Source organism: Mesobacillus campisalis (assembly GCF_000986785.1).
Lineage (GTDB): Bacteria > Bacillota > Bacilli > Bacillales > Cytobacillaceae > Mesobacillus_B > Mesobacillus_B campisalis.
Window position 1 is genome coordinate 43,447 of record NZ_LAYY01000006.1, and the last position, 23,953, is coordinate 67,399.

A 23,953-nucleotide genomic window follows, 5' to 3' on the forward strand; every position below is an offset into this window, starting at 1 on the left:
ATACATTATGGATTCGCTGTGCGGCGGTGTTTTTACAGCGGGCTTTTTTGAGGACTTCCTCAAGGGCCTGCTTTCGCTCCATGACCAGGATGAGCGGATTCCGAAGCAGCTGCCGGCATATTTTTTATCAGGCGACCTGGACCCGGTCGGAAAAAATACAAAGGGCGTCCTGCAGAGCTGCGAAAAGCTCCGTTCAGCCGGGCTCAGCGATGTCAGCTGCAAATTTTATCCAGGTGCCCGCCATGAAATCCTCAACGAAATCAATAAGCAGGAAGTGTATGACGATATCCTGGAGTGGATTGATTCCCGTACCGGAAGCATGGAATAGACGAAAAGAGAGGATGCCCGGCACTGGGCATCCTCTCTTTAATCCAACCACTAAATAAAGCTTTACTTTATCAATGAAACGCTATCTTGCACCAGATGAGCGTCCTCTGATCAGGTTCACGACGAAAATAATCGCGGCAATGATAAGAAGAACATGGATGATGCCTCCGGCGATATCAAAAATGAGGCCAAGCACCCACAGGCCGAGCAAAATGCTGATAATGGTCCAAAGCATTTTGAATTCCTCCTTCCTGCTTCATGTCTTACAGATATATTACCCAAAATGGGCGGAGGACAAACGGATAATCTGCACCATTCCCCCTGCCGGATTGGTGAAAGTTGCCCACCTTTATATTATAGTGAAACTAAGAATGGTGGGAACGACGGAAAGGCTTCAGAAAGGGAGAGAAGGCATGGGCAAATATCAGGCGTTAAAAAACCTATATGAAAGCAATATGACCGTGGACAGCATCGCGGAGGCACTGGCGGTGTGCGATGTTGCTGATGATGCCGCAGCGGTCAAAATGCAGCTGGAAGAAAGGAATTATGATGTGGTCGGTGTCAGGGAAGGAAATGAGGTGATCGGCTTTGTCGAGAGGGCGGACCTGGGGACAGGGGCTATTGCCAACTATGTGAAACCATTTTTGATGCGGGATATCCTAACAAATTCCACGCCGCTCATCCAGTTTTTGCATATTTTTAAAAACCGGTCACGCATCTTTGTTTTGGAGCAAAATAAGGTCACCAAGCTGATTACCTCCGCTGATTTGCAAAAGCCGCCAATCAGGATCCTGATTTTTGGATATATAACGCTGCTTGAAATGAACCTGGGGGAGCTTATCTTTCAACAATTTCCGGACCATTCATGGAAAACGCTCATCAGTGACGGCCGGCTTCAACTGGCGCAAAATCTGTACCATAAAAGGCTGGAAAAGAATGAAGACATCAGCCTGGTTGAATGCCTGCAGATCAGTGACAAGCTGGAAATCATCAAGAACGATGAGTTCCTGTTCCAAAGCTTTGGCCTGGCTTCCAGAAGCCGCTGGAAGAAAACTTCTGGAAAGATCCGTGACTTGCGGGACCGGATTGCCCATTCCAACGAATTGGGAATCACCATGACCTGGGAAGAAATCATCGACATCCTTGAAGATTGCGAACGTGTTTTGGAGGTCAGCGAAGCGCTGCTGGCTGAAGGGGGAAGAACATAAAAAAGAGGAGCCTGCACGGCCCCTTCTTTGTGATATTAATTTCCTGTCCATTTTGTGACCACGATGGTAGTGCCGGAACCAGGACAGGATTCGATTTCGAACTCATCGGCGATATTTTTCACGCCGCTCAAGCCCGCGCCCATTCCCTGGGAGGTCGTATACCCTGGTTCCAGCGCCTTATTGATATCCTGGATTCCTGGCCCTTGGTCCTTGGCCACAATTTTGATTCCTGCTTTGCCCTGGTAATGGGCAGTTTCAATCACAATTTCGCCCAGCTTGGCATACAGGTAGATATTGCGGGCCAATTCGGAGACAATGGTTTTAATTCTCACCTGATCGACCATGCTGAATCCCAGCTTTTGGGCAATATCCTTTCCATTCTGCCTTGCTTTGCTGATATCTAGGGTTGAGGCGATTTTGATCGTTGTGCTGGCTTCCATGCGCTTCCCTCCAGGCCATTTGCGGCTTTAATGTTTAAAAAGGAATACTGTGAAAAAATACACTCGGACTGGGGGACGAACCTCATGGACATTAAAAAAGTGGCTTGGCCGCCACTTTTTTTGTTTATATTCTTTTCGCGCCTACGTAGCGGGCTTTCCAGTATGAGTTGCTCATTTTGTCAATGGTGACACCCTTGGATGAGGTTGCATGAACCATTTGACCATTGCCAATGTAGATGGCTACATGAGTTACTTTCTTGCCGCCGGCTGTCGCATAGAACAACAGGTCCCCTGGGGATAGCGAAGCAACTTTCGTCCCTTTTGTGTACATCTCGGCCGCGGTGCGCGGAAGAGTCTTTCCTGCCTGCTTGAAGGAGTAGGAAACAAGGCCGGAGCAGTCAAAGCCTTTCGGCGTACTGCCGCCCCACAGATATTTTACGCCCTGGTTGCTTTTTGCAACGGAAATGGCCTTGGAGCGGTAATCTGTGCTAAAGGAAGCGGTTGTTGCTTTTGCCGCCGGCTTCTTGGCAGTTGCTGTTGCGATTGATTTCTTTGGTGCAATATATTTTGAACTTACATATCCTTTTTTTCCGTTGGCCGTTATATGAGCCCAGCCCTTTGATTGGGAGTGGACAGTCATTTGCTGATTCTTTTTGAGCTTGGTCACTACGGCAGCTTTGGTTGATGCCGATTTCCGTACATTAAGATTGCCAGAGTCTATTTTTGCAATATAAAGGGATCCAGAGGCAGAAGCTTTTTCCAATGACGGTGCGGCAGTAGTTACTAGGGTGAAAAGCAATAAAGCTGCTAGGATTCTCTTAAACAAGTTTGTATACCCCCGATTGCTAGATGTTAAACATAGTATATAGCGGGAGCGGTTACAAACGAATAACAGGGAAATTACGTTTATATTACAAAAAGTGACATCTATTTCTTCTACTATTACATTATTGCCCGGGAAACGTGTCAAAGAATGATAGTTTTCAAGGAAAAGGCGGCTCCTGCAGTGTTTCAGGAGCCGCCTTTGTCGGGGATTATTCTTGCTTGTTTTCAGCTTTTGGGATTTTTGTCATTTTTACTTGCTTGATGCGGTGATCTTCAACAAGGGTGACAGTCACTTCCAGATTGTCATACACAAAACTTTCACCGTTTTCGGGGATATGGCCAGCGATAGGGGTCAGGCACCCTGCAGGCGAGTATAGCATCACCGCATTAACGCACCGGGGGTCAGGCACCGTTTAGTGCTTTAGCTGGGTGATGTTCACAATGCTGTTTCTTGTGTTGTGGGGTGGGATTGTTTAAAATGGAGAAGTGCGATTTCTGTGACTGACCGGTTGGTCACAATGGTTCAGGATGAAACTTTTGGGACATCCTGTGCGTAGTAGGATGCGTAGCTTTTGTTTTTGGGCTTCTATATATAGGAGGGCTTTTGAAGTAGATTGATCCGGCGAAATTGCTGGAATACATTATTGCCAGTTTGGGAGAGGAGAATTCCTTACATGAGAAAATTGCTTTACGGTGCAGCGGCCGTCATGCTGATGACAACCCTGGCTGCATGTACAGAAAAAGATACAGAAGATACTGCGGAAGAAACGAGGGTGGCTGCCGTTGAGGTGGCTGAGGCGAAAGAAGGCGGGCTGTCCATCGACCGCTCCGTTTTCGGACGCACCTCGCCAAACAGTTCGTCCCCGGTGATGCTTCAGATGGGCGGGGAAGTGGATTCGCTTGAGGCGGCCAATGGAGATGAGGTGGAGGAAGACGACATCATCGCGAGAATCTCGACACCGGCCGGAAAGCAGACAGTCCGGGCTCCAAAGGACGGGGAGATTGCGAATCTGAATGTATCGGAAGGCGATATGGTCTCCAATGAAGAACCGCTTGCGATTGTGGCCGACCTGGAAACCATGAAGCTTGAATTTACCGTTACAGCCTCGCTCCGCAGCCTGTTTTCTGTCGATGACCAGCTGAAGGTCACGATAAATGGCAAGGAATACGAAGCGAAAGTGACGGCGATCAGCACGATGCCAAACGATACGGGCTTGTACCCGGTAAAAGCCACAGTGGAAAATGAAAAAGGCGAAATCCTGCCTGGCATGGTAGCAGAATTGTCTGTTCCCGAACAGCAGGTCGACGAAGCGGTTCTTGTACCGACAGCAGCGATTGTCGAAGAGAATGATGAAACTTTTGTCTACCTCGTAAAAGATGAGAAGGCCGTCAAACAGCCTGTAACTATTTTGGCGACCCAATCAGCTGAGACCGCGATTGAAGGCGAGATCAAGAAGGGCGACCAGCTTGTTGTCACAGGCCAGCTAACCCTCTCGGATGGCTCTGCCGTCAACGTGGTGAAAGGGGAATAACCGGTGAAGCTAGTCGAAACCTCTGTCAAACGTCCAGTTGGCGTCATCATGATTGTGCTCGCCATTATTGCCCTCGGAATTGTATCAGTCAGAAATTTGGCGGTCGATCTTTTTCCTAAAATCGACCTGCCGGTGGCCGTCGTCGCGACAAGCTATCCCGACGCCGCCCCGGAGGATGTTGAAAACCTGGTCAGCCGGACCCTTGAATCGGCGGTCAGTACAGTAGAAGGAATCGACACGATCCAGTCCCAGTCCCAATCCGGTTCCTCGCTCGTCATTATGATGTTTAAGAACTCCGTGGACCTTGACCAGGCTCTCCTTGATGTCCGCGAAAAAATCGACCAGGTGAGGCCGATGCTGCCAGAGCAGGCAGGAGACCCAAGGATCATGCGGTTCAGCCCGGAAGCACTGCCGGTCATGTATATCGGCATTACCGGCAACAGTGCCGAAAAGCTGACGGAGATTGCCAATGAGCAGGTCGTCCCTTATTTTGAGCGCCAGACAGGTGTAGCTTCCGTCTCCGTCGAGGGGGCAAGGCAGCGGGAAATCCAGCTGCAACTAGATCCTGCGCAGCTTCAGCAGCATGGGCTCAACTCGCAGACCATCGTCCAGGCACTGAACGCAACGAACCGTTCAGGCTCCATCGGGACCATTGAAAAAGGCAACCAGGATCTGCAGCTAAGGATAAAAGGCGATATACAGTCCGTTGAAGATATCGCCAATACGATTATCCAGACGCCGGCAGGAGCGACCGTCCTGATCAAGGATATCGCCGAAGTCCAGGACACTTTCAAGGAGTCCTCCTCCACGGCACTCGTAAACGGCGAGCCGTCGCTCGTATTGTCGGTCATGAAGCAAACAGATGCCAATACGGTGGCCGTAGCGGAAACGGTCCGGGAGAGCTTCAAAGGCCTTGAAGATGAACTTGCCGGCAATATTGAGCTCAAAGTGCTGATCGATACATCGGAATTCATTACGATGTCGATTGACTCCGTCGTCGATAACATCCTGATCGGCGGCGCGATCTCGGTATTCGTGCTGCTGCTGTTTTTAAACAGTGTCCGTGCGACACTGGTCATCGGCCTGTCGATTCCAATCGCTTTGATTTCCACCTTTGCGCTCATGTATTTCACCGGCCAGACATTGAATGTATTGACGCTTGGCGGTCTTGCGCTGGGAGTCGGGATGATGGTCGATAGCTCAATCGTTATTCTGGAAAACATCTATTCCTATCGAAAACAAGGCTATAGCCATAAGGAAGCGGCCACTAAGGGTGCATCCGAACTGGCGCCGGCCGTTATCGCTTCAACACTGACGACGCTGGTCGTCTTCCTGCCGATGGTCTTCGTCGACGGAATCGCCGCCGACCTGTTTATGCCGCTTGGCATGGCCGTGGCCTTTTCCCTGCTGGCATCACTTGTTGTCGCCGTCACGCTTGTGCCGATGCTGTCATCCAAGTTGCTGTCAAAAGCAATGGAAGGCCACGGACGCCGTTCCTGGTTCGACTCGTTCCTGGGCTGGACTCGGGACAAATATGGCAATGGCCTCAAAGGCGTCCTGCGGTGGCGCAAAACGACCATCTTTGTCACGCTGCTTTTAATCGGCGGAAGCCTTGCGCTGATTCCGTTCATCGGGGCGGAATTCATGCCGGCAGCCGACCAGGGGCAGGCGCAGATTACAGTGGAAACAACGCCTGGGACAAAGTCCGAATATACGCTGCAGATTGTTGAGCAAGTGAATGAAGTCATTTCAAAGTATGAGGATGTTATTGAAGTCAGCTATGTGACCGTCGGCGGAGGAGGATTTGGCGCCCAGCCAGGCTCCAGTAACCAGGCAACCTATACCCTGATGCTTACTCCAGCCGGTGAGCGCGACCGGTCCACCACCCAGATTGTCCAGGAGATGGATAAAGAGTTCCAGCTTATCGCCGGGGCCGAAATTACGGCCAGCTCCATGGATGGGGGCATGATGAGCATGGGGGATCCGATCCAGATCCAGCTTAACGGCCCGGAACACGAGATCCTGAGGGAGCTAGCGGAAGAAGTCGTCGCGGAAATTTCCACGGTGGAAGGCGTCTTCAACCCGACAAGCGGTGCATCGGAAGGCATTCCGCAGATGAATGTCGTGATCGATGAAGGCAAGGCAGCTGTCTACGGGATGACCCAGGAACAAATCATGGGGCAAATCCAGATGCAGTTCACCGGACAGGTTGCCACAAGATACCGTGAAAAAGGCCAGGAGCTCGACATCACGCTGATCTATCCGGAAGACCGACGCACGACCATCAGTGACCTGCAGGATGTGAATATCCAGACGCCGGCCGGCGCGGTGGTACCTCTTGATGAAGTGGCCGATTTTGTTGAAATGCAGGGTCCGGTATCACTGAACAGGCAAAATCAGCAGCCTCAGATTAATGTGACGAGCGCGATTGCTGATCGTGACCTGAGAAGTGTTTCGACGGATATCGAGAAAAAGCTGGACAGCATGAACCTGCCGGAAGGGTACAGCTACACCATCGGAGGCCAGGCCGCAGACATGGCCGATGCGTTCGGCGACCTTGCGATTGCCCTGGTGTTCTCGATCTTCCTTGTGTATGCTGTCATGGCTGTACAGTTTGAGAATTTCCTTTATCCGTTCATTATCATGTTCGCCTTGCCGACCTCGGTGATTGGTGTCCTTGGCGGCTTGTTCATTACCGGAATCCCGCTCAGCATACCAGGATTCATCGGGATCATCATGCTCGCGGGGATTGTAGTCAACAACTCGATTGTGCTTGTTGACTACATCAATATATTGAGGCGGAGAGGAATCGAGAGGGATGAAGCCGTCATCGAAGCCGGACGCAGCCGTCTGCGCCCGATCCTGATGACGACCCTGACCACCGTCCTTGCGATGATTCCGCTGGGACTGGCGATTGGGGAAGGAGCCGAGATGCAGCAGCCTCTCGCCATCACGATCATTTTCGGTCTCAGTGTCTCCACACTTTTCACGCTTTTCTTTGTGCCAGTCATTTATACCCTGTTTGATGATTGGACGGCAAAAGCTACAAGGAGAAGGAAGCGGAAGAATGGAACGGCCACAGTAGAAGAATAGAAAACAGGCAGCCCGGGGTAAATCCGGGCTGCCTTCTTTAATAGGCTATTTTAGCGGAACTCTCCATTTATCCTCCACCTCATGGTAGCGGGTGACCGACAGAAGGTGCAGAGTGAGCTCTTCCGGCACTTCGTCCATGCCGTACACTGTCAGGTCGATGGTGGTCTTGTAGCGGCCATTTTCATCTTTCGCATCGAGAATCGAGCCGCTGTGGTAGGCGGTATAGTGGTTTCCTTTGTCATCCTCGAGCAGCCAGGCGCCGAACTCCGATGAAGGAGCCTCCTTGCTGCCCTCCATTTCAATTTTAAAGATGGTTTCCTTTTGGATTGGCATCAATGCCTTCCTTAGGGAATACCTGCTTTCTTTTGCCGCTTTTTTTATAGAGATATAGTTGCCTTCATACTCGAAGGACAGCGGGGTCTTTTTCAGCTCTTTCGGCTTGATTTTCACCGTAAAGTCGGAGGGGACGGTTTTGACGACTCCATCAAGCACAAAGTTCAGTCTTTCCTCTCCCTTTTGCGGAATAAACGATTCATTCCATCTCATATGGCCGACTGTGGCCATATTCTCCCCCATGCCCTGCAGCATGCCGACATCACTGGTATGGCCCTTTCCTTTTAAAAAGGTATTGTGCTGGTAGACGGTTTTGTTTTCCTCATTTTCAAGATGATATTGAATCGCCGTGCCATAGTTCGCGAAGGTGCCGGCCTTTTCCTTGCCGAATCGTTCTTCCAGCACTTTGATTTGGGCTTCAATCTTGCTTCGCTCTTCATCGGTAAAAGAAGTTTCGTACACCAGTTCATTGGAAGAAGGGGCGTACTGGACTTCTTTCATGGCGATGTTCACGCCATGCCGTGAAGTTTCGGTATCGCTAAACGCGAGGATGGTGGTCGATTTCAGGCTGTCCTTCAGGTCGACCGGCACCTCAAGCTGCCAGGATCCGTTCTTGCCGTTAAGTTCCGTCAGGTCGAATTTGACCGTCAGCTGCTCCAGTCCCTTCTGCTCGCGCAGGGAAAATTCGATAACACCGTAATCGTCGGCATTTCCCCAGCTCAAGCCCGAAACCTCAATCCTTGCCCCGTTTTTGTCAAGGGCGTACACTTCGTTCCTGCCGTCTTGCATGTCCAGGTACAAATCCTGCGGTTTGCCTTTTTTATTTAAAATTTGGTAAGACAAGGCGACCCTGGTGGAATCCGCAACCATGTCCTCGACTTTAAAGGTCAAGCCCTGATCCTCTGCTTCAAGATTGACACGCTGGGCAAAGCCTTCGTTTGCAGCAAGCCTCAAGCCCTCGTCAACCTGGTCGGTGGAGAATAAACCTCCAATCCACTGTGCAAAACTTGGGTTGAGCGAGGATCCGAGACCGATGGCAAGCACGAGCCCGGCCGCTGACAGCATCGCCTTTTTCCACATTTTCCTCCTGGGGGCTGCCTGCACGGCCTTTTTCCACGGTTTCCTCCCGGGAGCTGCCTGCACGGCCTTTTTCCACGGCTTCCTCCCGGGAGCTGACAGCATGACCTTTTTCTCCAGCTTCCTCCCGGGAGCTGCTGGCTGTTCATATGGCTGCAGCTGGTTCAGGACGGTTTCGGCAAACTCCTCAGGCAGCCCGGGGCTTTGCAGTGTTTCTTTTAAAAATTGCTCCTCATTGGCGAATGTTTCAAGCAGAAGCTGGCAATGCCTGCAGGTTTGTATATGGGCATGAATTTGTGAACTTTCCTGCTGGGAGAGCAGTGCATCATTATACTGTGACAGTTTATCGGCCGTTGGACAGTTCATGAAAATAGCCTCCTTCTCGCTCGGCGGTATTTCTCAATTTTTTCTTGGCCCGATGCAGTTTGTTGCGCACATCGGAAAGGGGCAGGTCGATGATGCCGCTGATTTCGCTGTAGCTTAGCTCGTTGACATAACGGAGGAGGAGAATCATCCGCTCTTCTTCCGGCAGGGTGAGAAGCAGTTTTTCCAGCAGGCGGTTCTTCTCTTTTTTAAGAAAAATCACTTCGGGATGATGATGGTCCTGCACCATGTCGTCATCCACCTGAACTTGCTTCATTTTATAGCGTTTCTTTCTGAATTCATCCATGCAATGGTTGATGGCCACACGGTACATCCAGCTTGAAAACGGTCCATTCCCGCTGTATTTGTTCAGCTGGTGGTATACCTTTATGAAGGCTTCCTGTACCAGGTCCTGGGCATCCTGCGGGTTCCGTGTCATTCGCAGAATCGTCGCAAATAAAGGGTTTTTATATTTATTAATGATATGGGCGTAAGCCTTTTTGTTGCCGGCCAGCACCTCCAGGATCCACTGCCGCTCCTCTTCCATCTTGACCTCCCGTTTCAATAATCATGATCATGTCTCGTTTTATCTTTCATCTATCATAACGTGTTTGGCTGGAGAATAATTTCATGTGTTTCAAAAAAATTATGGTTTTACGGGAAGGTGGCGGGGAACTTCAATAAGGAGACCTTTTGAACGTTAGAGTGTTTTTGGGCAGCGCAGGAGGTGACCGAGGTGATTCCTGAAACTCAGATGACGATGGAATTGATGGATTTGATCATAGAAGGAGAAAAAGAGGCCCTGCAGCAGACGATGGAAGAGCTGCAGCCTTACGATATGTACCTCATTTATCATAAGCTTCCCGACAAACACCAGACGAAGCTTCTTGCGATGCTGGAGCTGGAGCAGATTGCCAAACTGCTTATGGAAATGGAACCGGACCAGCAAATGAAGGTCCTGATCAAGCTTGGTGCCGGGAAAGCGGGGGCAGTGCTTGATTTGATGGACAACGATGACATTGCGGCACTGCTCACCTCTTTGCCTCCCGACAAGGTGAAGGGATTTCTCTCACTTATGAAGCAGGAGGAGTCGCTGATTGTCAAAAAGATGATGGACTATCCGCCCGATACAGCCGGCCGGCTGATGACCAACCGGTTCGTCTGGATACCTGAGCATTATACTGTCCGGGAAACGGTGGACAAGCTTAAATATTTTGCGGAGATTACCGAGACGTTCAATTATATGTATGTGGTGGACAGCGGGCGGAAGCTGAAGGGAGTCATCTCGTACCGCGATTTGATTTTGCATGACGAAGATGAAAAAATTGCACATATCATGTTTACGCGCGTCATTTCTGTCTCGGTGACGACCGACCAGGAAATGGTGGCCCGGCTGATTGAACGCTACGATTTTCTGTCGATGCCGGTTGTCGATGAGGAAGACAAGCTGGTTGGCATCGTCACCGTCGATGATGTGATCGATGTGGTCATCCGCGAGGCATCCGAGGACATTGCCAAGCTTTCCGCTTCCGGCAAAGACATCACATTTGAGACGAAGGCGACGGTGGCTGCTTACCGGAGGCTTCCATGGCTGATTCTGCTTCTGTTTATCGGGCTCGTTTCGGGTACGATCATTTCTTCCTTTGAGGAGACAATTGAGAGAGTGGTGGCTCTGACATTTTTCATGCCGATGATTGCCGGGATGACAGGGAATACCGGCACCCAGTCCCTCGCTGTTGTGGTGCGCGGGCTGACAACGCGGACCATCGACAGAAAGACAGTGGTCCGGCTGGTGCTGCGCGAATTCCGGGTGGCGCTCATGATTGGGGTTATATGCGGCCTGCTGATTTCTTTGATCGCATTCTTCTGGAAAGGCAGCATGGTGCTCGGTTTTGTGGTCGGCAGCTCGCTTTTTTTAACTTTAATTTTCGGAACCCTCGCCGGAACCGTTATTCCGCTGATCCTCTACCGCTTCAATATTGACCCGGCAGTCGCATCCGGCCCGCTGATTACGACCCTGAATGACATCCTTTCCCTGTTCATTTATTTTGGAATCGCCACCATGTTCCTGACGCAGCTGATGTAGGAAGGGGAAGAAGTGTTAAGTGCTTGGGGGCAATAGGAATATCCCGGACAATAGGACGCGTAAACCGGCAAATAGAAAAGGAAAATTGGCTAATAAAATCGTTGAACCCGCTAATAGAATGAGGAAATCGGACAATAGAAATGCTCCCGGACAATAGGACGTGCGAACCGGCAAATAGAAAAGGGAATTTGGATAATAGAAGAGGTAAATCAGCTAATAGAATGAGGAAATCGGACAATAGAAATGCTCTTGGACAATAGGACCCGCAAACCGGCAAATAGAAAAGGAAAACTCGCTAATAGAGTCGGTAAATCTGTCAATAGAATGGGGAAAGCGGACAATAGACCGTGAAAATTTGCAAATAAACGGCCAGCGCCTCTCCAACCCGCACCACACCTCTGTATCCAACCTTAAAATAAAAACGCCTGGGGAAATCACCCAGGCGTTTAAACTGTTCTTATTTATTAATCTCTTTTCGAATCATTAAAGGCGCGTGACACATTTTCCTTCGCATCGCCGAAAGCTTCACGAACCTTTCCTTTGCCTTTGTCCATGCGGCCTTCCGCTTCCATCGATTCATTATCGGTCAGCTTGCCAAACTGTTTCTTAGCTTCGCCTTTAACCTGGTCCCAGCTTCCTTTAGTCTGATCATCATTTTTCATTATAGTCAGCCTCCTTCAAAAGTCGGTTAACCCTTATTTACCCCTCAGTCGGACAGCCCAAACATAAGGGGTCAGGCACTCTTCAACACTTCACCGCACCGCGGGTCAGGCACCCTTTAGTGCTTTATTGTAATTCAGCGGTCCAGAGGGCGAGCTGGAGGGTGAGGGCGTCTTTGAAGTGCTTTGGGTCGTAGCCGGTTTCTTCCTGTATTTTGGTGAGCCGGTAGGTGAGCGTGTTCCGGTGGATGAACAGGTCATCGGCTGTCTGCTGGATGTTCAGGTTATTCTCGAAAAAGGCTTGCAGCGTATCGGCATACTTGGCCACGGTCTTGGTGACGATCCTCTCTTTGAACCTTTGCGCCCGTGCTGGTTCGATTGTATGAATCAGCGCTTTGGTTTCGATTTCGAGAAACGGAACAAAGTCCTCCTCCTCATCGCTGATTTTTAATGCAAGCTCACAATCGCTGTAGGCCTGGCGGAAGCTTTCAAGATTGGCAAACGGCGTGCCATGGGAGAGGCGGAAGGGAAGGTTCAGCTGCTTCAGCTCCCTGTAAATTTGTTTCAGCCTTTTTTGTACCTCCAGATCACTTAAACCGGAAAAGATAAAAAACAACCGGTTGATATTGATAAAACAGGCAAAGCCGCTGCCCTCGCCAATTATGCCCTCGATTTTCTGAATCAGGGTCTGGTTGGACATCGCCTGGTGTGACAGCTGCACGGCCTGTACCTGGAAAGGGGCCTTCAATTCCATCTCAAGCAGACTAAGCCCCCTCTCGATATTTTTAAAAGAGGGGGTGTCTTTCAATAATTCTTCCACGACCATTTCCTTTGTCCGCTGCTGCCACTCCAATTGGTTTGCAATGAATCTTTGCTTGATCATCAACTCGGTTGCCATTTTTACGATGCCGGCAAACTCGGTGATTTCATCAGGATTGCCGGTGATGCCGATAACGCCGACTATTTCGTCCTGAAACTGGATCGGCAGGTTGATGCCTGGCTGGGCCCCGCGCCATACTCCTTCATGATTGGCGGAAATGGTCAGGGGTTCGCCGCTTTTTAACACTTGAAGGGCACCCTCGTGAATGTCATCGATCCGCTCGGGGTTCCCAGAGGCAAGGATTCTTCCTTTTTCATCCATAATATTGATGTTGCGATTCAGACGTTTCGATGTTTCATGAACAATGGTTTGGGCGATGTCTTTCGTGAGCATTCCTTTCCCTCCGCTAAACTTGGTTACGACATACAAAAAATTCGTAAAAATTCGACCTTTTTTTTATATGGTACACACGATGTAAAAGAGAAGCAAGCCTAGTATAATGAGAGCCAAACGTGAAAACGTTTTCTATTTTGGATTTAAAGTACCATATTTTCATGTTGGATTATAGTACAGCTTGCAGGCGCTAGGGCAAAAGTCATACCGGCCTGCCTTTGTAAAAGCTGGCAAGAAAGTAGAAACCACACCTTATAAAAAAGAGGGGGATATGATGAAGATTGTAATTGCGCCCGACTCCTTTAAAGGAAGCCTTAGTGCAGTCGAGGCGGCACTCGCAATAGAAAGAGGAATCCACAAAGCGTTTTCGGATGCTGAAACTGTGTGCATGCCGATTGGCGATGGCGGTGAGGGGACGCTCGAAACGCTGGTGGCGGCGACTGGCGGGAAGACAAAAACCATCCAGGTCACCGGCCCGCTCGGAGACCTGGTAGAGGCTGACTATGGCGTTCTCGGCGATGATAAAACCTGCGTAATTGAAATGGCAACAGCTTCCGGACTTGCGCTCGTGCCTCCAGGGCAGCTGGACCCATTAAAAGCGACGACCTACGGAACAGGCCAGCTGATTCGCCAGGCGCTGGATGATGGCTATAGCTCGTTCATCCTGGCCATTGGCGGTTCCGCAACAAATGACGGAGGGGCCGGAATGCTACAGGCATTGGGGCTGAAGCTTCTCGACGAACAAGGAAATGAAATCGGTTACGGCGGAGGGGAGCTTGGAAAGGTCCACACCGTGGATGCAAGTGAATTTGATTCGCGAATTTCAGCTTCCACCTTCCTGATTGCGTCCGATGTGGAAAACCCGCTTATAGGCCCAAACGGCGCTTCCCATGTATTCGGACCGCAAAAGGGAGCCACACCGGAGCTGGTGAACATTCTTGATGCCAATCTTGCCCACTGGGCAGATGCAGTAGAAAAAACAACCGGAATTCGCCTTCACGAATCCAAGGGAGCCGGGGCGGCCGGCGGAATTGGCGGTGCGTTCCAAGCCTTCTTCCCATCCGAAATGCAGCGCGGAATCGATGTGGTCATCGAGCATACCGGCCTGCATAAGGCGCTCGAAGGAGCCCAGCTGGTTATTACCGGTGAAGGTCAGGTCGATTTCCAGACGGCATCAGGCAAAACGCCGATGGGAGTCGCACAGGCCGCACAAAAGCAAGGCATACCTTCCATCATCCTAGCCGGCTCTGTCGGAAGAGGAATTGATGTGTTGTACCAATATGGGATTGTAAGCGTCAACAGCATCATCACCCGGCCGATGACCTTACAGGAAGCAATGGAAAATGCGGCCGGGCTGCTTGAATTCGCGGCTGAACAAAATGTCCGTTCTTATTTTCACCATAAAATATCAGAAGGAAAGGCGGTTCTATAGATGAAAATCAAACAAACGATTGAAAAAGTCCCTGGCGGCCTGATGGTTGTTCCGCTTATGCTTGGAGCACTGCTCAATACGATTGACCAGATGCACCTGCCATTTATCATGAACGGCCTGAAATCTCTCGGCGTTTCTCCAACCGCTGACGGCTACTATGAGTTTCTGCGGATTGGCGGATTCTCGCAGCAGCTGTTCAAGGATGGAGCGCTTGTCTTGATTGCGCTGTTCCTGTTCTGTGCCGGAAGCCAGATGAACTTCCGCGTCGGCGGGACGGCTTTAAAGAAGGGTGTCCTGCTCACATCCTCCAAATACCTAACCGGTTTGGCGATTGGTCTTTTATTCGGATACTTGTTCGACCCGATGGCGGGTATCTTCGGACTTTCAACTGTTGCGATTATTGCGGCCATGACAAATGGAAACGGCGGCATGTATGCGGCCTTGACAAGCCAATACGGAAATCGTTCCGATGTTGGGGCGGTCGCCGTGCTGTCCCTGAATGACGGCCCGTTCTTTACCTTGATGAGTTTGGGGCTGCTGGGCTCCCAGTTCCCGATCATTTCCTTCATCGCTGTATTGCTGCCAATTCTGATTGGGATGATTTTAGGTAACCTGGATTCCGATATCCGTGAATTCCTGAAGCCGGGCGAAATCCTGCCGGTACCTTTCTTCGCCTTTGCACTCGGAGCAGGAATGAACTTTGCGACGTTCTTCAATCCGGATGTGGTGGCTGCCGGCCTTACACTTGGATTGCTGACAACGATTTTAACAGGATTAACAGGTATGCTCGTATTCAAGGCATTTAAGGAAAAAAGCTTTATTGCGCCTGTGGCGGAAGCGTCCACGGCAGGCAACGCGGTTGGTACGCCGGCTGCTATCGCTGCCGCTGCAGCAGTGGCTGCCAGTTCCGGAATGATGACAGAAGCCGAGGCGGCTGCCTATGCCGGCATCGTCAACATTGCGACCGCCCAAATCTCGATTTCCGTATTGACGACAGCGATTCTTTGCCCGGTCTTTGTCATCCTTGTGGATAAGTGGCAGAAGAAACGCGGCATTGATGGCCGCAAGGAGCACAGCGCAGCCAGCTCCGGCCAAAATGCAGAAGCAGTTGCGAAATAAATAGCCTGCACTCCCTGTCGCACCCCTGAGACCTCTCAGGGGTGAGGGTGTTTTAACAAGTTAAGTTTCAGATTAATGGTAAAATTGATTCATATTTTAAAAGTGAGGGATCAGGATGGAAACTACGTTGCTATATGGAAAAGATGGCCTTACGCTGAATCTGCCAGATACAGCCTTTGTGGTCGAGCCGAATAACCTGCCAGGACTTGAAGATGATATGGGCGCCTTGAAGGCAGCCTTGAACTCGCCAATCGGCACGGCGCCGCTGAAGGAAATGGTGAAGGCCACAGACAAGGTTGCCATTGTCATCAGCGACATCACAAGGCCGACGCCGAACCATAAGCTGGTTCCTGTTTTAATAGAAGAGCTGAGCCATGTGCCGCTGGAGAACTTCGTCATCATCAACGGAACCGGGACGCACCGCGACCAGACGAGGGAAGAATTCGTGCAGATGCTCGGGGAGTGGGTCGTCGACAATGTACGGATTATCAACAACCAGTGCCATGACAAGGAAACGCTCGTCAATCTTGGCAAAAGCAAGTTTGGATGCGATGTTTACTTGAATAAGGAGTATGTAGAAGCGGATTTCCGGATTGTCACCGGCTTCATCGAGCCGCATTTCTTCGCCGGTTTCTCTGGCGGGCCGAAAGGAATCATGCCAGGCATTGCCGGAATTGAAACAATTATGACGTTCCACAATGCGAGGATGATTGGCGACGCCCGCTCCACATGGGGCAATATGATAGAGAATCCTGTCCAGGAAATGACGCGTGAAATCAATCGGATGTGCAAGCCTAATTTCATGCTGAATGTGACGTTGAACCGTGAAAAGGAAATTACTTCTGTGTTTGCCGGGGAACTGTATGAAGCGCATGACAGGGGCTGCGAGTTCGTAAAAGAGCATGCGATGATCCGCTGTGATGAGCGCTTTGATGTGGTCATCACATCCAATTCAGGCTACCCGCTTGACCAGAACCTTTACCAGGCGGTAAAAGGGATGAGCGCGGCCCATAAAATCGTCAAAAAAGGCGGCACCATCATTGTCGCTTCACAGTGCTCTGACGGACTGCCAGATCACGGTAACTACTCGAAAATCTTTGAAATGGCCGACAGCCCGCAAGCCTTGCTCGATATGATCAACGATCCGGAATTTAAAATGTTCGACCAGTGGCAGGTGCAGAAGCAGGCCGTCACCCAAGTGTGGGCCGACATCCATGTCTACTCCCAGCTGACTGACGAGCAAGTACGCGGGGCTATGCTCAAGCCAACCCACAACATCGAGCAAACGCTCGAAGAACTAAAACAAGTCTACGGAGAAAACATGACCATCGCCGTCCTGCCGCTAGGCCCATTAACAATTCCCTACGTAGAAGAATAAAGGGGTCAGGCACCCTGTGATGCTTTAAAGCACCGCGGGTCAGGCACCCTTTAGCGCACCACCGCACCGCGGGTCAGGCACCCTGCGGTACGGTGCAGTAATGAAAAGAACCAGCACACCGAGTGCTGGTTCTTTTGTCATTCTACTTCCATAAGATGAACCTTGGATTTTCCAGTTGTGCCAGCGGTTTAAAATGCACCGGAACCTCCTCCTCCACCGCCAACCCCGCCGCCACCGCCAGCAAAGCCTGTTGAACCGCTGGTTTGCGAACTTAGGGCTGTTTGGTGGGCAGAATGGAAGGAGGAGAACGCCATTGGACCGACATAGGAAAGCGTCACTATATCTCCCGCAGAGCCATGGCGGCTGGCATAACGGATGGGCGGCATTTCAAAGGACTTTACCAGCTGGTCATTCTTTTCCATGATTCCTTTGTCGTTCGTGCCAACACCATAAATATACGCCCGCATCTGGTCATCGCTTTTCAGCTCCTGCCATTCGCCTGCAGACAACTGCGTAAACTGGGGTTTCATGCCCTTCCATTCCATCCGCATTTTTAAGCCCTCGAAGGTTCGTGTCCGATAAAAAATGGCAAAGCACAGGGAAGCTAAGAATACTGCCAGTGCGACAGCAAACCAGGAAAAGAGGCTGTATAGCGGAAACAGGAACAGAAGCGGGAGCAGCAGCAAACTCATAAGGCCGGCAGTCCAGCGAAGCGCCTTATTTTCCTCGTACAATCGGTGTTCACTGATTTCCTTCTTAATCGCATCCATCCATCCCGACTGGCTGATGTGAAATGCACTGTGATTTCTCGAATCACTCATATAGGAAGCTAGCTCCTCAAATTGAAAGCTGCCGTTTTTGCCGACCTGCCTGAACAGAAGGTCCGAAAGCAGCTTTTCATGCTGATGCGCTGTTGGCGGCAAGCTGCCTAATTTAAAAGACTCACCTTTTTTTACCACAAAACCCTGCCTTACAAGATCAAGCAGGCCCGCTGCCATGAGACGTGCCGGCAGGACGGATGAGCTGGTGAATTGTATGACCGCAGGCATGCTCATGGTCTGTTCCGGGATAAAGAACGAGTCATTCACCAAACGTTCTGCGGCTGCCTTCTTCAGTCTCCAGCGCAATATGGCAAGAAGAATAATGAAAGCGAGAAGCAGCACCGAAAGCGGGACGGCCACGGAAGCGATGGCGGACAGCTTCCGAGCCGTTTCCGCCCGAGCTGCTTCCTCGGCAGCCAATTCCTGCTCTGCCTGGGTGATTTCACTCTTCATGGGCTTATCCGCTGTCAATGGGGCAGCCGGAAACAGCTCAGCAGGATAGGCGACACGGATATCCCCATTTTCCCCGGCAGGAACTTCCCCAAAATCAAACAGTACGGAACCATCATTGAGGACCTGCTCTGTCCGAAACGCTTCATCATAGCCGAAAGCGATCACATCCGCTGTTTCACTCGGAGGATAAATTTTCACAACTAGATTTTCATAGGTGGATTCATTTCGGTCATCAAAGAAAGGCCAGTAAAATTCAGCCGCATCGGAATAAACACTGACTCCATTTTCAATGGTATAGGCAAGCTCCACGGTGACATCTTCATCGGCTCCTTGCCGGTAAATCCGATAAAGGCCATCTTCCTCCACCGTCCGCAGGGCCTTCCCGTTTTCGGAGGCTTGCAGGCCGGAAATTCTTGTTCCCTCCTTTGGCACAAGCTCCCGGGTGATGCCGTTAAAACTTCCGTCAAACAAATATGTATAGGTTTCCTTAACATGAACATGGCCGTCCTCCTGTAAAAAGGCCTCCATTTCTGCATGGGGGATCGAGAAATCAAGTGCGAGACCTTGGAGCGGAGACAACAGAAAAAAGCAGAGGGAAAATAGCAGCGTGGCAGTGAACTTATGGCGCTTTTCCAATGGAAACACCTTCCTTTCTCTCTTGTATATACGTGGAAAGTGCTGGAAAAGTTTCACTTTTAGTAGGTTTGATTGTTTTAAGACAGCGGACAGCGAGTATTGACCAGATAACTTAAAAACTTAAATGTTTATTTATTAACAAAATTAGAACCAAAGTAGCAAGGAGAATATTGGAAATACTACCTAGATTTCTTAATAATTTATTTACAATAGGGAAATGAAGCCAACAGAAGTTATTATTCGTATTTTTAGAAGGGCCTACTTTTCTCTGAGTATTTTCCGTTTATTACCAATTATGCAAGTCCAAGTAATCTGGAAACCAATTGTCCGGTTTAATCATTGGGACTTTTTAACAGGTAAAAAATGCCGGTTTACATTTGGTTAATATTAACATCCTACTATATCCTCATCTACACCTTTTCCTCTTCCTATCCCAAAAAAGTAAATAATCCCAAATACACTTTCGAAGGAATTTTAAATGCGTTTCAATTAAGGTATTCACCATGATTATCAAAAATTCTAATGTTTTTGACAAAAAAGAATATTGTTCTCGTTTTTTGTCTTATTACGCAAACAGACTAACTAGATATTGGAGGCATTATGGAAGAGACGATTAGTTTAAAAGAATTGTTGTCCACTTTAAAAAAGCGTTGGGCCCTCATCATAGCTATAGCAATAGCTGCGGTCACAATCAGCGGGGTAGTCAGTTATTTTTTCCTGACACCTATTTACCAGGCTTCGACTCAAATTCTCGTAAATCAGGAAAAAAATGAACAGATGAATTACAGTACGACGGAGGTACAGACCAATCTGCAACTTATCAATACATATAATGTCATTATTAAAAGTCCAGCTATTCTTGATCTAGTAATCAATGAACTGAATTTAAACATGACAGCTCAGCAGTTAAGCGAAAGGATAGCAGTGGGCAGTGAAAAAGACTCCCAGGTTGTCAACCTGTCAGTGCAGAATGAAAGTGCCGAAACAGCCGCTCAAATTGCCAATACGACTGCATCCGTATTTCAACGGGAAATCAGTAATATCATGAATGTTAATAATGTTAGCATCCTGGCGGAAGCTAGTGTCCTGGAAGGACAGGCACCGGTTAAGCCGACACCCATTTTGAATATCATGGTGGCTTTGGTTGTAGGATTAATGCTGGGTACAGGCCTTGCCTTCCTGCTCGACTACTTTGACAACACGGTTAAAAGCGAGCAGGATGCCGAAAAACTTCTTGAACTTCCGGTATTGGGAATCATTTCAGTGATTGACGATTCGGAAATGGAGAAGATGAAGGCGAAGCGCACATCAAAAAATCTGAGGACGCGGGGTGAGACAGTTGGTTTTTAGTTTCAGGAAGAAAGCGGCTCCTTCAAATAAAAGGAAACTTATTGCAGTCGAAGACGCAAAATCGCCCATTTCCGAGCAATACCGTACGATACGCACAAATATTCAATTTACGGCAGTTGACGAATCGATAAAAACCATCATGATTTCCTCGGCTGGGCCCGGGGAAGGTAAATCAACCACAGCGGCCAATCTGGCCGTTACATTTGCACAGCAGGAAAAGAGGGTCCTGCTTGTGGATGCCGACTTGCGGAAACCTACGGTTCATTACACATTCAACCTGGCGAATCATTATGGTCTTACCAGTATTTTGACGAACGGGAAAGCGCTGGATGAAGCAATCAGCCCAACTGGAATTGAAAATTTATCGGTCCTGACCAGCGGCCCGATTCCTCCAAACCCGGCAGAGCTTCTGGGGTCGAAAAAAATGAAGCAGCTCCTTCAACAGGTAAAAGAAGAGTTTGATGTAGTTATTTTTGATACCCCTCCGGCATTAGCGGTGACCGATGGACAAATCCTCGCAAATAGCTGTGATGGAATTGTCCTTGTCCTGTACAGCGGGAAAACCGAAGTTGACCAGGTGACCAAGGCAAAGAATCTGCTAGCAGCTGCAAACGGAAGGATCCTGGGAGTTGTCCTGAACCATAAAAAAATACAAGGCAGCAACTATTACTACTATTATGGCAGCTAAACAGTCTGATTTCAGGAAAGGAGCTTGGCCCAATGATAGATATCCACAATCATATCTTATCAGGACTTGATGATGGGGCGGCAACAATGGAGGACAGCCTGTTAATGGCCCGACAGGCTGTGATGGAAGGCATACATACCATCGTTGCCACCCCTCACCATCAAAACAGCTCCTTTGAGAATCCAAAGGAAATCGTTATAAAAAAAGTGGAAGAGTTGAATTCGAAGCTGAAGGAAGAGAACTTCCCGCTGGTCATTCTTCAAGGGCATGAAACGCGCATACATGGTGATTTCCTCGAGGAGTTCAATCAGGGGAACATCCTGGCATTAAACGGAACCCAATATGTGTTTATCGAGCTTCCGTCTGGCCATGTACCCAGATATACCTCCCGCTTCGTTTTTGAACTGCAGAATATGGGAGTCATTCCAATCATTGTCCATCCTGAACGGAATCAGGGGATCGTGGAACAACCCGATCTTCTTTACCAGCTTGTAAAAAAGGGAGCATTAGCCCAGCTTACAGCATCAAGCGTATGCGGGAAATTCGGAAAAAGCATCCTGAAGTTTTCCCATCAGCTGTTGGAGGCCAATCTAATCCATTTCATTGCTTCTGATGCCCATAACATTTATAACCGGTCCTTCCATATGGAGGAAGCTTTCAGCATGCTAAGCTCCAGATACGGGAATGAAATGGCGGACATGATGAAAGAAAATGCTGAGCTCCTTGTCAGGGGCGACAATGTTTACAGGGACGAACCACAGAAGGTAAAAAAGAAAAAACTCCTCGGAATCTTTTAGAGGCTGAGCTTTCATATTACTAATCCCGAGTTAACCTATGAATTTAATAATAATTGTTATTCCGGAGATGTCTCTTATCCGTTATCAACGGAGGCACTCGGTCATGCTGTGGGCTGCAATAGCGGCCTTAGACACAAGTTGTCGAGGGTGTGATGTGAGGATGGGTTGGATGCCCGCTTTTATAAATATTTAATGAAAGAACTCATGGGGGGTGAGTATTTTCATTAGCTATTTATAAATGGCTATTAAGACCTGTCGAACCACTAACCTGGAAAAGGAGGATATTGATGAGCTACCGAAAAAGGCTGCTGCTGCTTGCAGGGGTGGATTCCCTTCTCGTTTTTATTGCATTTGTTTTTAGTTATATGCAGTTGCAGCCGCTGATTGGGACAGCAAGTTACGAAGATTTTTTCCTCATTCTCTGTATCTTGCTTGTTTGCTATCACATTTTTGCATTCTGCTTCCACCTTTACCAAAACTCTTTGGAATACGCTAGCGTGAAGGAACTAAAAGCGATTTTCCAAGCCGTCACCCTCTCCATTCTGGCTGCGGGTACGATACAGCAAATAGCGGGATGGAACTTTTATGGACGGTCCCTGCTGGGAACATGGATGGCAATGATCCTGTTCATCGGAGGATTACGCTTTTCATGGCGGCTGTATCTTGAATACTGCCTGAAGCCAAAACTCGATATGAAGAAAGTCCTGGTGGTCGGGGCTGGACAAGCTGGAACTCTCGTGGCAAGGCAGCTTTTGAATAATCCGGATTTGCGTTTGAAGCCGGCCGTTTTTATCGATGACGACCCTGGCAAATACAAACTTCACATTTTGGGAGTACCTGTGGCGGGAACCACTGCGGACATTGTAAGAGCAGTTGAGGAACACCAGATTGATCAGATTGTCATTGCCATACCATCATTGAAAAAAAATGAAATGAACCGGATTTATGCTGAATGTTCAAAGACAAAGATAAAGACACAAATTTTGCCAAAGATTGAAGACGTCATGCTTGGCAAAGTGTCCGTCAACCAATTTAGGGATGTAGGTGTTGAGGATTTACTGGGGCGTGAGCCGGTTCAGCTTGATATCAGTGGCATTTCGGAGACCCTATCAGCCAAAACAGTGATGGTGACAGGAGCTGGCGGGTCCATTGGCTCGGAAATTTGCAGGCAGGTCTGCAAATTTTCGCCGCTAAAAATTGTTCTTCTTGGCCATGGGGAAAACAGCATTTATCAAATTGATATGGAGCTGCGCAGCCAGTACGGCGACAAAATTGAGATTGTGCCAGTTATCGGCGATATTCAGGACCGCGACCGGATGCTCGAAGTGATGGAAGAGCATGGACCAAACGTTGTCTACCACGCAGCTGCCCATAAACATGTTCCTCTAATGGAATACAATCCGCGCGAAGCTGTGAAGAACAATGTTCTGGGTACAAGAAATGTAGCCGAAGCCGCTGATATGTTCGGGGTTGGAACGTTTGTCCTGGTTTCCTCCGATAAAGCGGTAAACCCTACAAATGTCATGGGGGCCACCAAACGGATTGCAGAAATGGTCATCCAGCGAATGGCAGAGGAAAGCCGAACAAAATTCGTTGCTGTCCGATTCGGAAATGTTCTCGGCAGCAGAGGAAGTGTCATTCCTTTGTTTAAAAAACAAATTAAAGCAGGGGGCCCAGTCACGGTTACACACCCTGACATGACCCGCTATTTCATGACGATACCTGAAGCATCGCGGCTGGTGATACAAGCAGGTTCACTCGCAAAAGGCGGTGAAGTATTTGTTCTGGACATGGGGGAACCGGTAAAGATTGTTGACCTGGCAAAAAACCTGATTGAACTGTCGGGCTTTTCGCTTGAAGAAATAGGATTGAAGTATACCGGAATCCGGCCGGGTGAAAAGATGTTCGAAGAGCTGCTAAATGAAAATGAAGTCAATGATGTTCCAGTTTACCCGAAAATTCTGGTTGGAAAATCTTCACTAAGCAATTATGACATGGTGTCTTATCTCATGAATAATTTGCATTCCCTCAATGAATCCGAATTGAAAAAATATGTCATATCCATGGTGAACAACAAAGCAAAGCAATTATCCGCCGTTGGCAAGTAGAGGCACAATGCAGGC

21 protein-coding genes are annotated in these 23,953 nt (G+C 49.1%); 12 read left to right on the top strand and 9 right to left on the bottom strand.

Features of this window, described 5'->3' with window-relative positions; all coding sequences use genetic code 11:
• Positions 1-7 precede the first annotated feature (7 nt).
• Positions 8-328: a serine aminopeptidase domain-containing protein gene (locus tag WQ57_RS27315; protein ID WP_277620278.1), complete on the top strand. Its 321-nt coding sequence runs from the start codon at positions 8-10 to the stop codon at positions 326-328.
• A gap of 81 nt (positions 329-409) precedes the next feature.
• Here WQ57_RS27315 and WQ57_RS26545 read toward each other — a convergent pair whose 3' ends face one another.
• Entirely contained in the window at positions 410-562 is a 153-nt protein-coding gene (locus WQ57_RS26545; RefSeq protein ID WP_156183068.1) for a lmo0937 family membrane protein, read from the bottom strand.
• Between the two features lie 178 nt (positions 563-740).
• Here WQ57_RS26545 and WQ57_RS06830 point away from each other — a divergent pair, with 178 nt between their 5' ends.
• Positions 741-1,535 carry a CBS domain-containing protein gene (locus WQ57_RS06830; protein ID WP_156183069.1) on the top strand — a complete coding sequence of 265 codons (795 nt, stop codon included), beginning with the start codon at positions 741-743 and terminating at the stop codon, positions 1,533-1,535.
• 35 nt (positions 1,536-1,570) lie between these two features.
• Here the strand turns inward: WQ57_RS06830 and WQ57_RS06835 are convergent, their stop codons facing one another.
• From WQ57_RS06835 to WQ57_RS26135, 3 genes are all read right to left on the bottom strand, one after another.
• The gene (locus WQ57_RS06835) at positions 1,571-1,975 is read right to left on the bottom strand and encodes an anti-sigma regulatory factor (RefSeq protein WP_046523004.1); all 405 of its coding nucleotides are present in this window, start codon (positions 1,973-1,975) and stop codon (positions 1,571-1,573) included.
• A 124-nt stretch (positions 1,976-2,099) separates the two neighbouring features.
• Positions 2,100-2,801, bottom strand: coding sequence for a C40 family peptidase (locus WQ57_RS06840; protein WP_241481493.1), 702 nt, complete (start codon positions 2,799-2,801; stop codon positions 2,100-2,102).
• Positions 2,802-3,009: 208 nt separating this feature from the next.
• Positions 3,010-3,180 carry a transporter associated domain-containing protein gene (locus tag WQ57_RS26135; RefSeq protein ID WP_241481498.1) on the bottom strand — a complete coding sequence of 57 codons (171 nt, stop codon included), beginning with the start codon at positions 3,178-3,180 and terminating at the stop codon, positions 3,010-3,012.
• 294 nt (positions 3,181-3,474) lie between these two features.
• Here WQ57_RS26135 and WQ57_RS06845 point away from each other — a divergent pair, with 294 nt between their 5' ends.
• On the top strand, positions 3,475-4,332 hold the full coding sequence (locus WQ57_RS06845; protein ID WP_046523005.1) for an efflux RND transporter periplasmic adaptor subunit: 858 nt from the start codon (positions 3,475-3,477) through the stop codon (positions 4,330-4,332).
• Positions 4,333-4,335: 3 nt separating this feature from the next.
• Positions 4,336-7,425, top strand: coding sequence for an efflux RND transporter permease subunit (locus WQ57_RS06850; RefSeq protein WP_046523006.1), 3,090 nt, complete (start codon positions 4,336-4,338; stop codon positions 7,423-7,425).
• A 45-nt stretch (positions 7,426-7,470) separates the two neighbouring features.
• Here the strand turns inward: WQ57_RS06850 and WQ57_RS06855 are convergent, their stop codons facing one another.
• A complete protein-coding gene (locus WQ57_RS06855) occupies positions 7,471-9,201 on the bottom strand; it encodes a DUF4179 domain-containing protein (RefSeq protein WP_046523007.1) in 1,731 nt (576 codons plus the stop codon).
• Entirely contained in the window at positions 9,179-9,745 is a 567-nt protein-coding gene (locus WQ57_RS06860; protein WP_046523008.1) for an RNA polymerase sigma factor, read from the bottom strand. Before WQ57_RS06860 ends, WQ57_RS06855 begins: the two co-directional genes overlap by 23 nt.
• A 180-nt stretch (positions 9,746-9,925) precedes the next feature.
• On the opposite strand from WQ57_RS06860, the gene mgtE reads away from it, so the two are divergent.
• Positions 9,926-11,284, top strand: a complete 1,359-nt coding sequence (gene mgtE, locus WQ57_RS06865) for a magnesium transporter (protein ID WP_156183070.1) — start codon at positions 9,926-9,928, stop codon at positions 11,282-11,284.
• A gap of 464 nt (positions 11,285-11,748) precedes the next feature.
• Here the strand turns inward: mgtE and WQ57_RS06870 are convergent, their stop codons facing one another.
• Entirely contained in the window at positions 11,749-11,946 is a 198-nt protein-coding gene (locus WQ57_RS06870) for a CsbD family protein (RefSeq protein WP_046523009.1), read from the bottom strand.
• 124 nt (positions 11,947-12,070) lie between these two features.
• On the bottom strand, positions 12,071-13,156 hold the full coding sequence (locus tag WQ57_RS06875; RefSeq protein WP_046523010.1) for a CdaR family transcriptional regulator: 1,086 nt from the start codon (positions 13,154-13,156) through the stop codon (positions 12,071-12,073).
• A 274-nt stretch (positions 13,157-13,430) separates the two neighbouring features.
• On the opposite strand from WQ57_RS06875, the gene WQ57_RS06880 reads away from it, so the two are divergent.
• The 3 genes from WQ57_RS06880 (at position 13,431) to larA (ending at position 17,085) form a co-directional block, all read left to right on the top strand.
• Entirely contained in the window at positions 13,431-14,588 is a 1,158-nt protein-coding gene (locus WQ57_RS06880; RefSeq protein ID WP_046523119.1) for a glycerate kinase, read from the top strand.
• Complete coding sequence (locus tag WQ57_RS06885) at positions 14,589-15,707, top strand: 2-keto-3-deoxygluconate permease (protein ID WP_046523011.1); 1,119 nt, start codon at positions 14,589-14,591, stop codon at positions 15,705-15,707.
• A gap of 115 nt (positions 15,708-15,822) precedes the next feature.
• A complete protein-coding gene (larA, locus tag WQ57_RS06890; protein WP_046523012.1) occupies positions 15,823-17,085 on the top strand; it encodes a nickel-dependent lactate racemase in 1,263 nt (420 codons plus the stop codon).
• A 188-nt stretch (positions 17,086-17,273) separates the two neighbouring features.
• Here the strand turns inward: larA and WQ57_RS06895 are convergent, their stop codons facing one another.
• Entirely contained in the window at positions 17,274-18,995 is a 1,722-nt protein-coding gene (locus tag WQ57_RS06895) for a DUF2207 domain-containing protein (RefSeq protein WP_046523013.1), read from the bottom strand.
• A gap of 600 nt (positions 18,996-19,595) precedes the next feature.
• On the opposite strand from WQ57_RS06895, the gene WQ57_RS06900 reads away from it, so the two are divergent.
• The 4 genes from WQ57_RS06900 (at position 19,596) to WQ57_RS06915 (ending at position 23,938) form a co-directional block, all read left to right on the top strand.
• Positions 19,596-20,345 carry a YveK family protein gene (locus WQ57_RS06900; protein ID WP_046523014.1) on the top strand — a complete coding sequence of 250 codons (750 nt, stop codon included), beginning with the start codon at positions 19,596-19,598 and terminating at the stop codon, positions 20,343-20,345.
• Positions 20,335-21,033 carry a CpsD/CapB family tyrosine-protein kinase gene (locus tag WQ57_RS06905; protein WP_046523015.1) on the top strand — a complete coding sequence of 233 codons (699 nt, stop codon included), beginning with the start codon at positions 20,335-20,337 and terminating at the stop codon, positions 21,031-21,033. The genes WQ57_RS06900 and WQ57_RS06905 overlap by 11 nt, the downstream gene beginning before the upstream one ends.
• Positions 21,034-21,065: 32 nt before the next feature.
• The gene (locus WQ57_RS06910; protein ID WP_046523016.1) at positions 21,066-21,830 is read left to right on the top strand and encodes a tyrosine-protein phosphatase; all 765 of its coding nucleotides are present in this window, start codon (positions 21,066-21,068) and stop codon (positions 21,828-21,830) included.
• A gap of 287 nt (positions 21,831-22,117) precedes the next feature.
• The gene (locus WQ57_RS06915; protein WP_046523017.1) at positions 22,118-23,938 is read left to right on the top strand and encodes a polysaccharide biosynthesis protein; all 1,821 of its coding nucleotides are present in this window, start codon (positions 22,118-22,120) and stop codon (positions 23,936-23,938) included.
• The last annotated feature ends 15 nt before the right edge of the window (positions 23,939-23,953 follow it).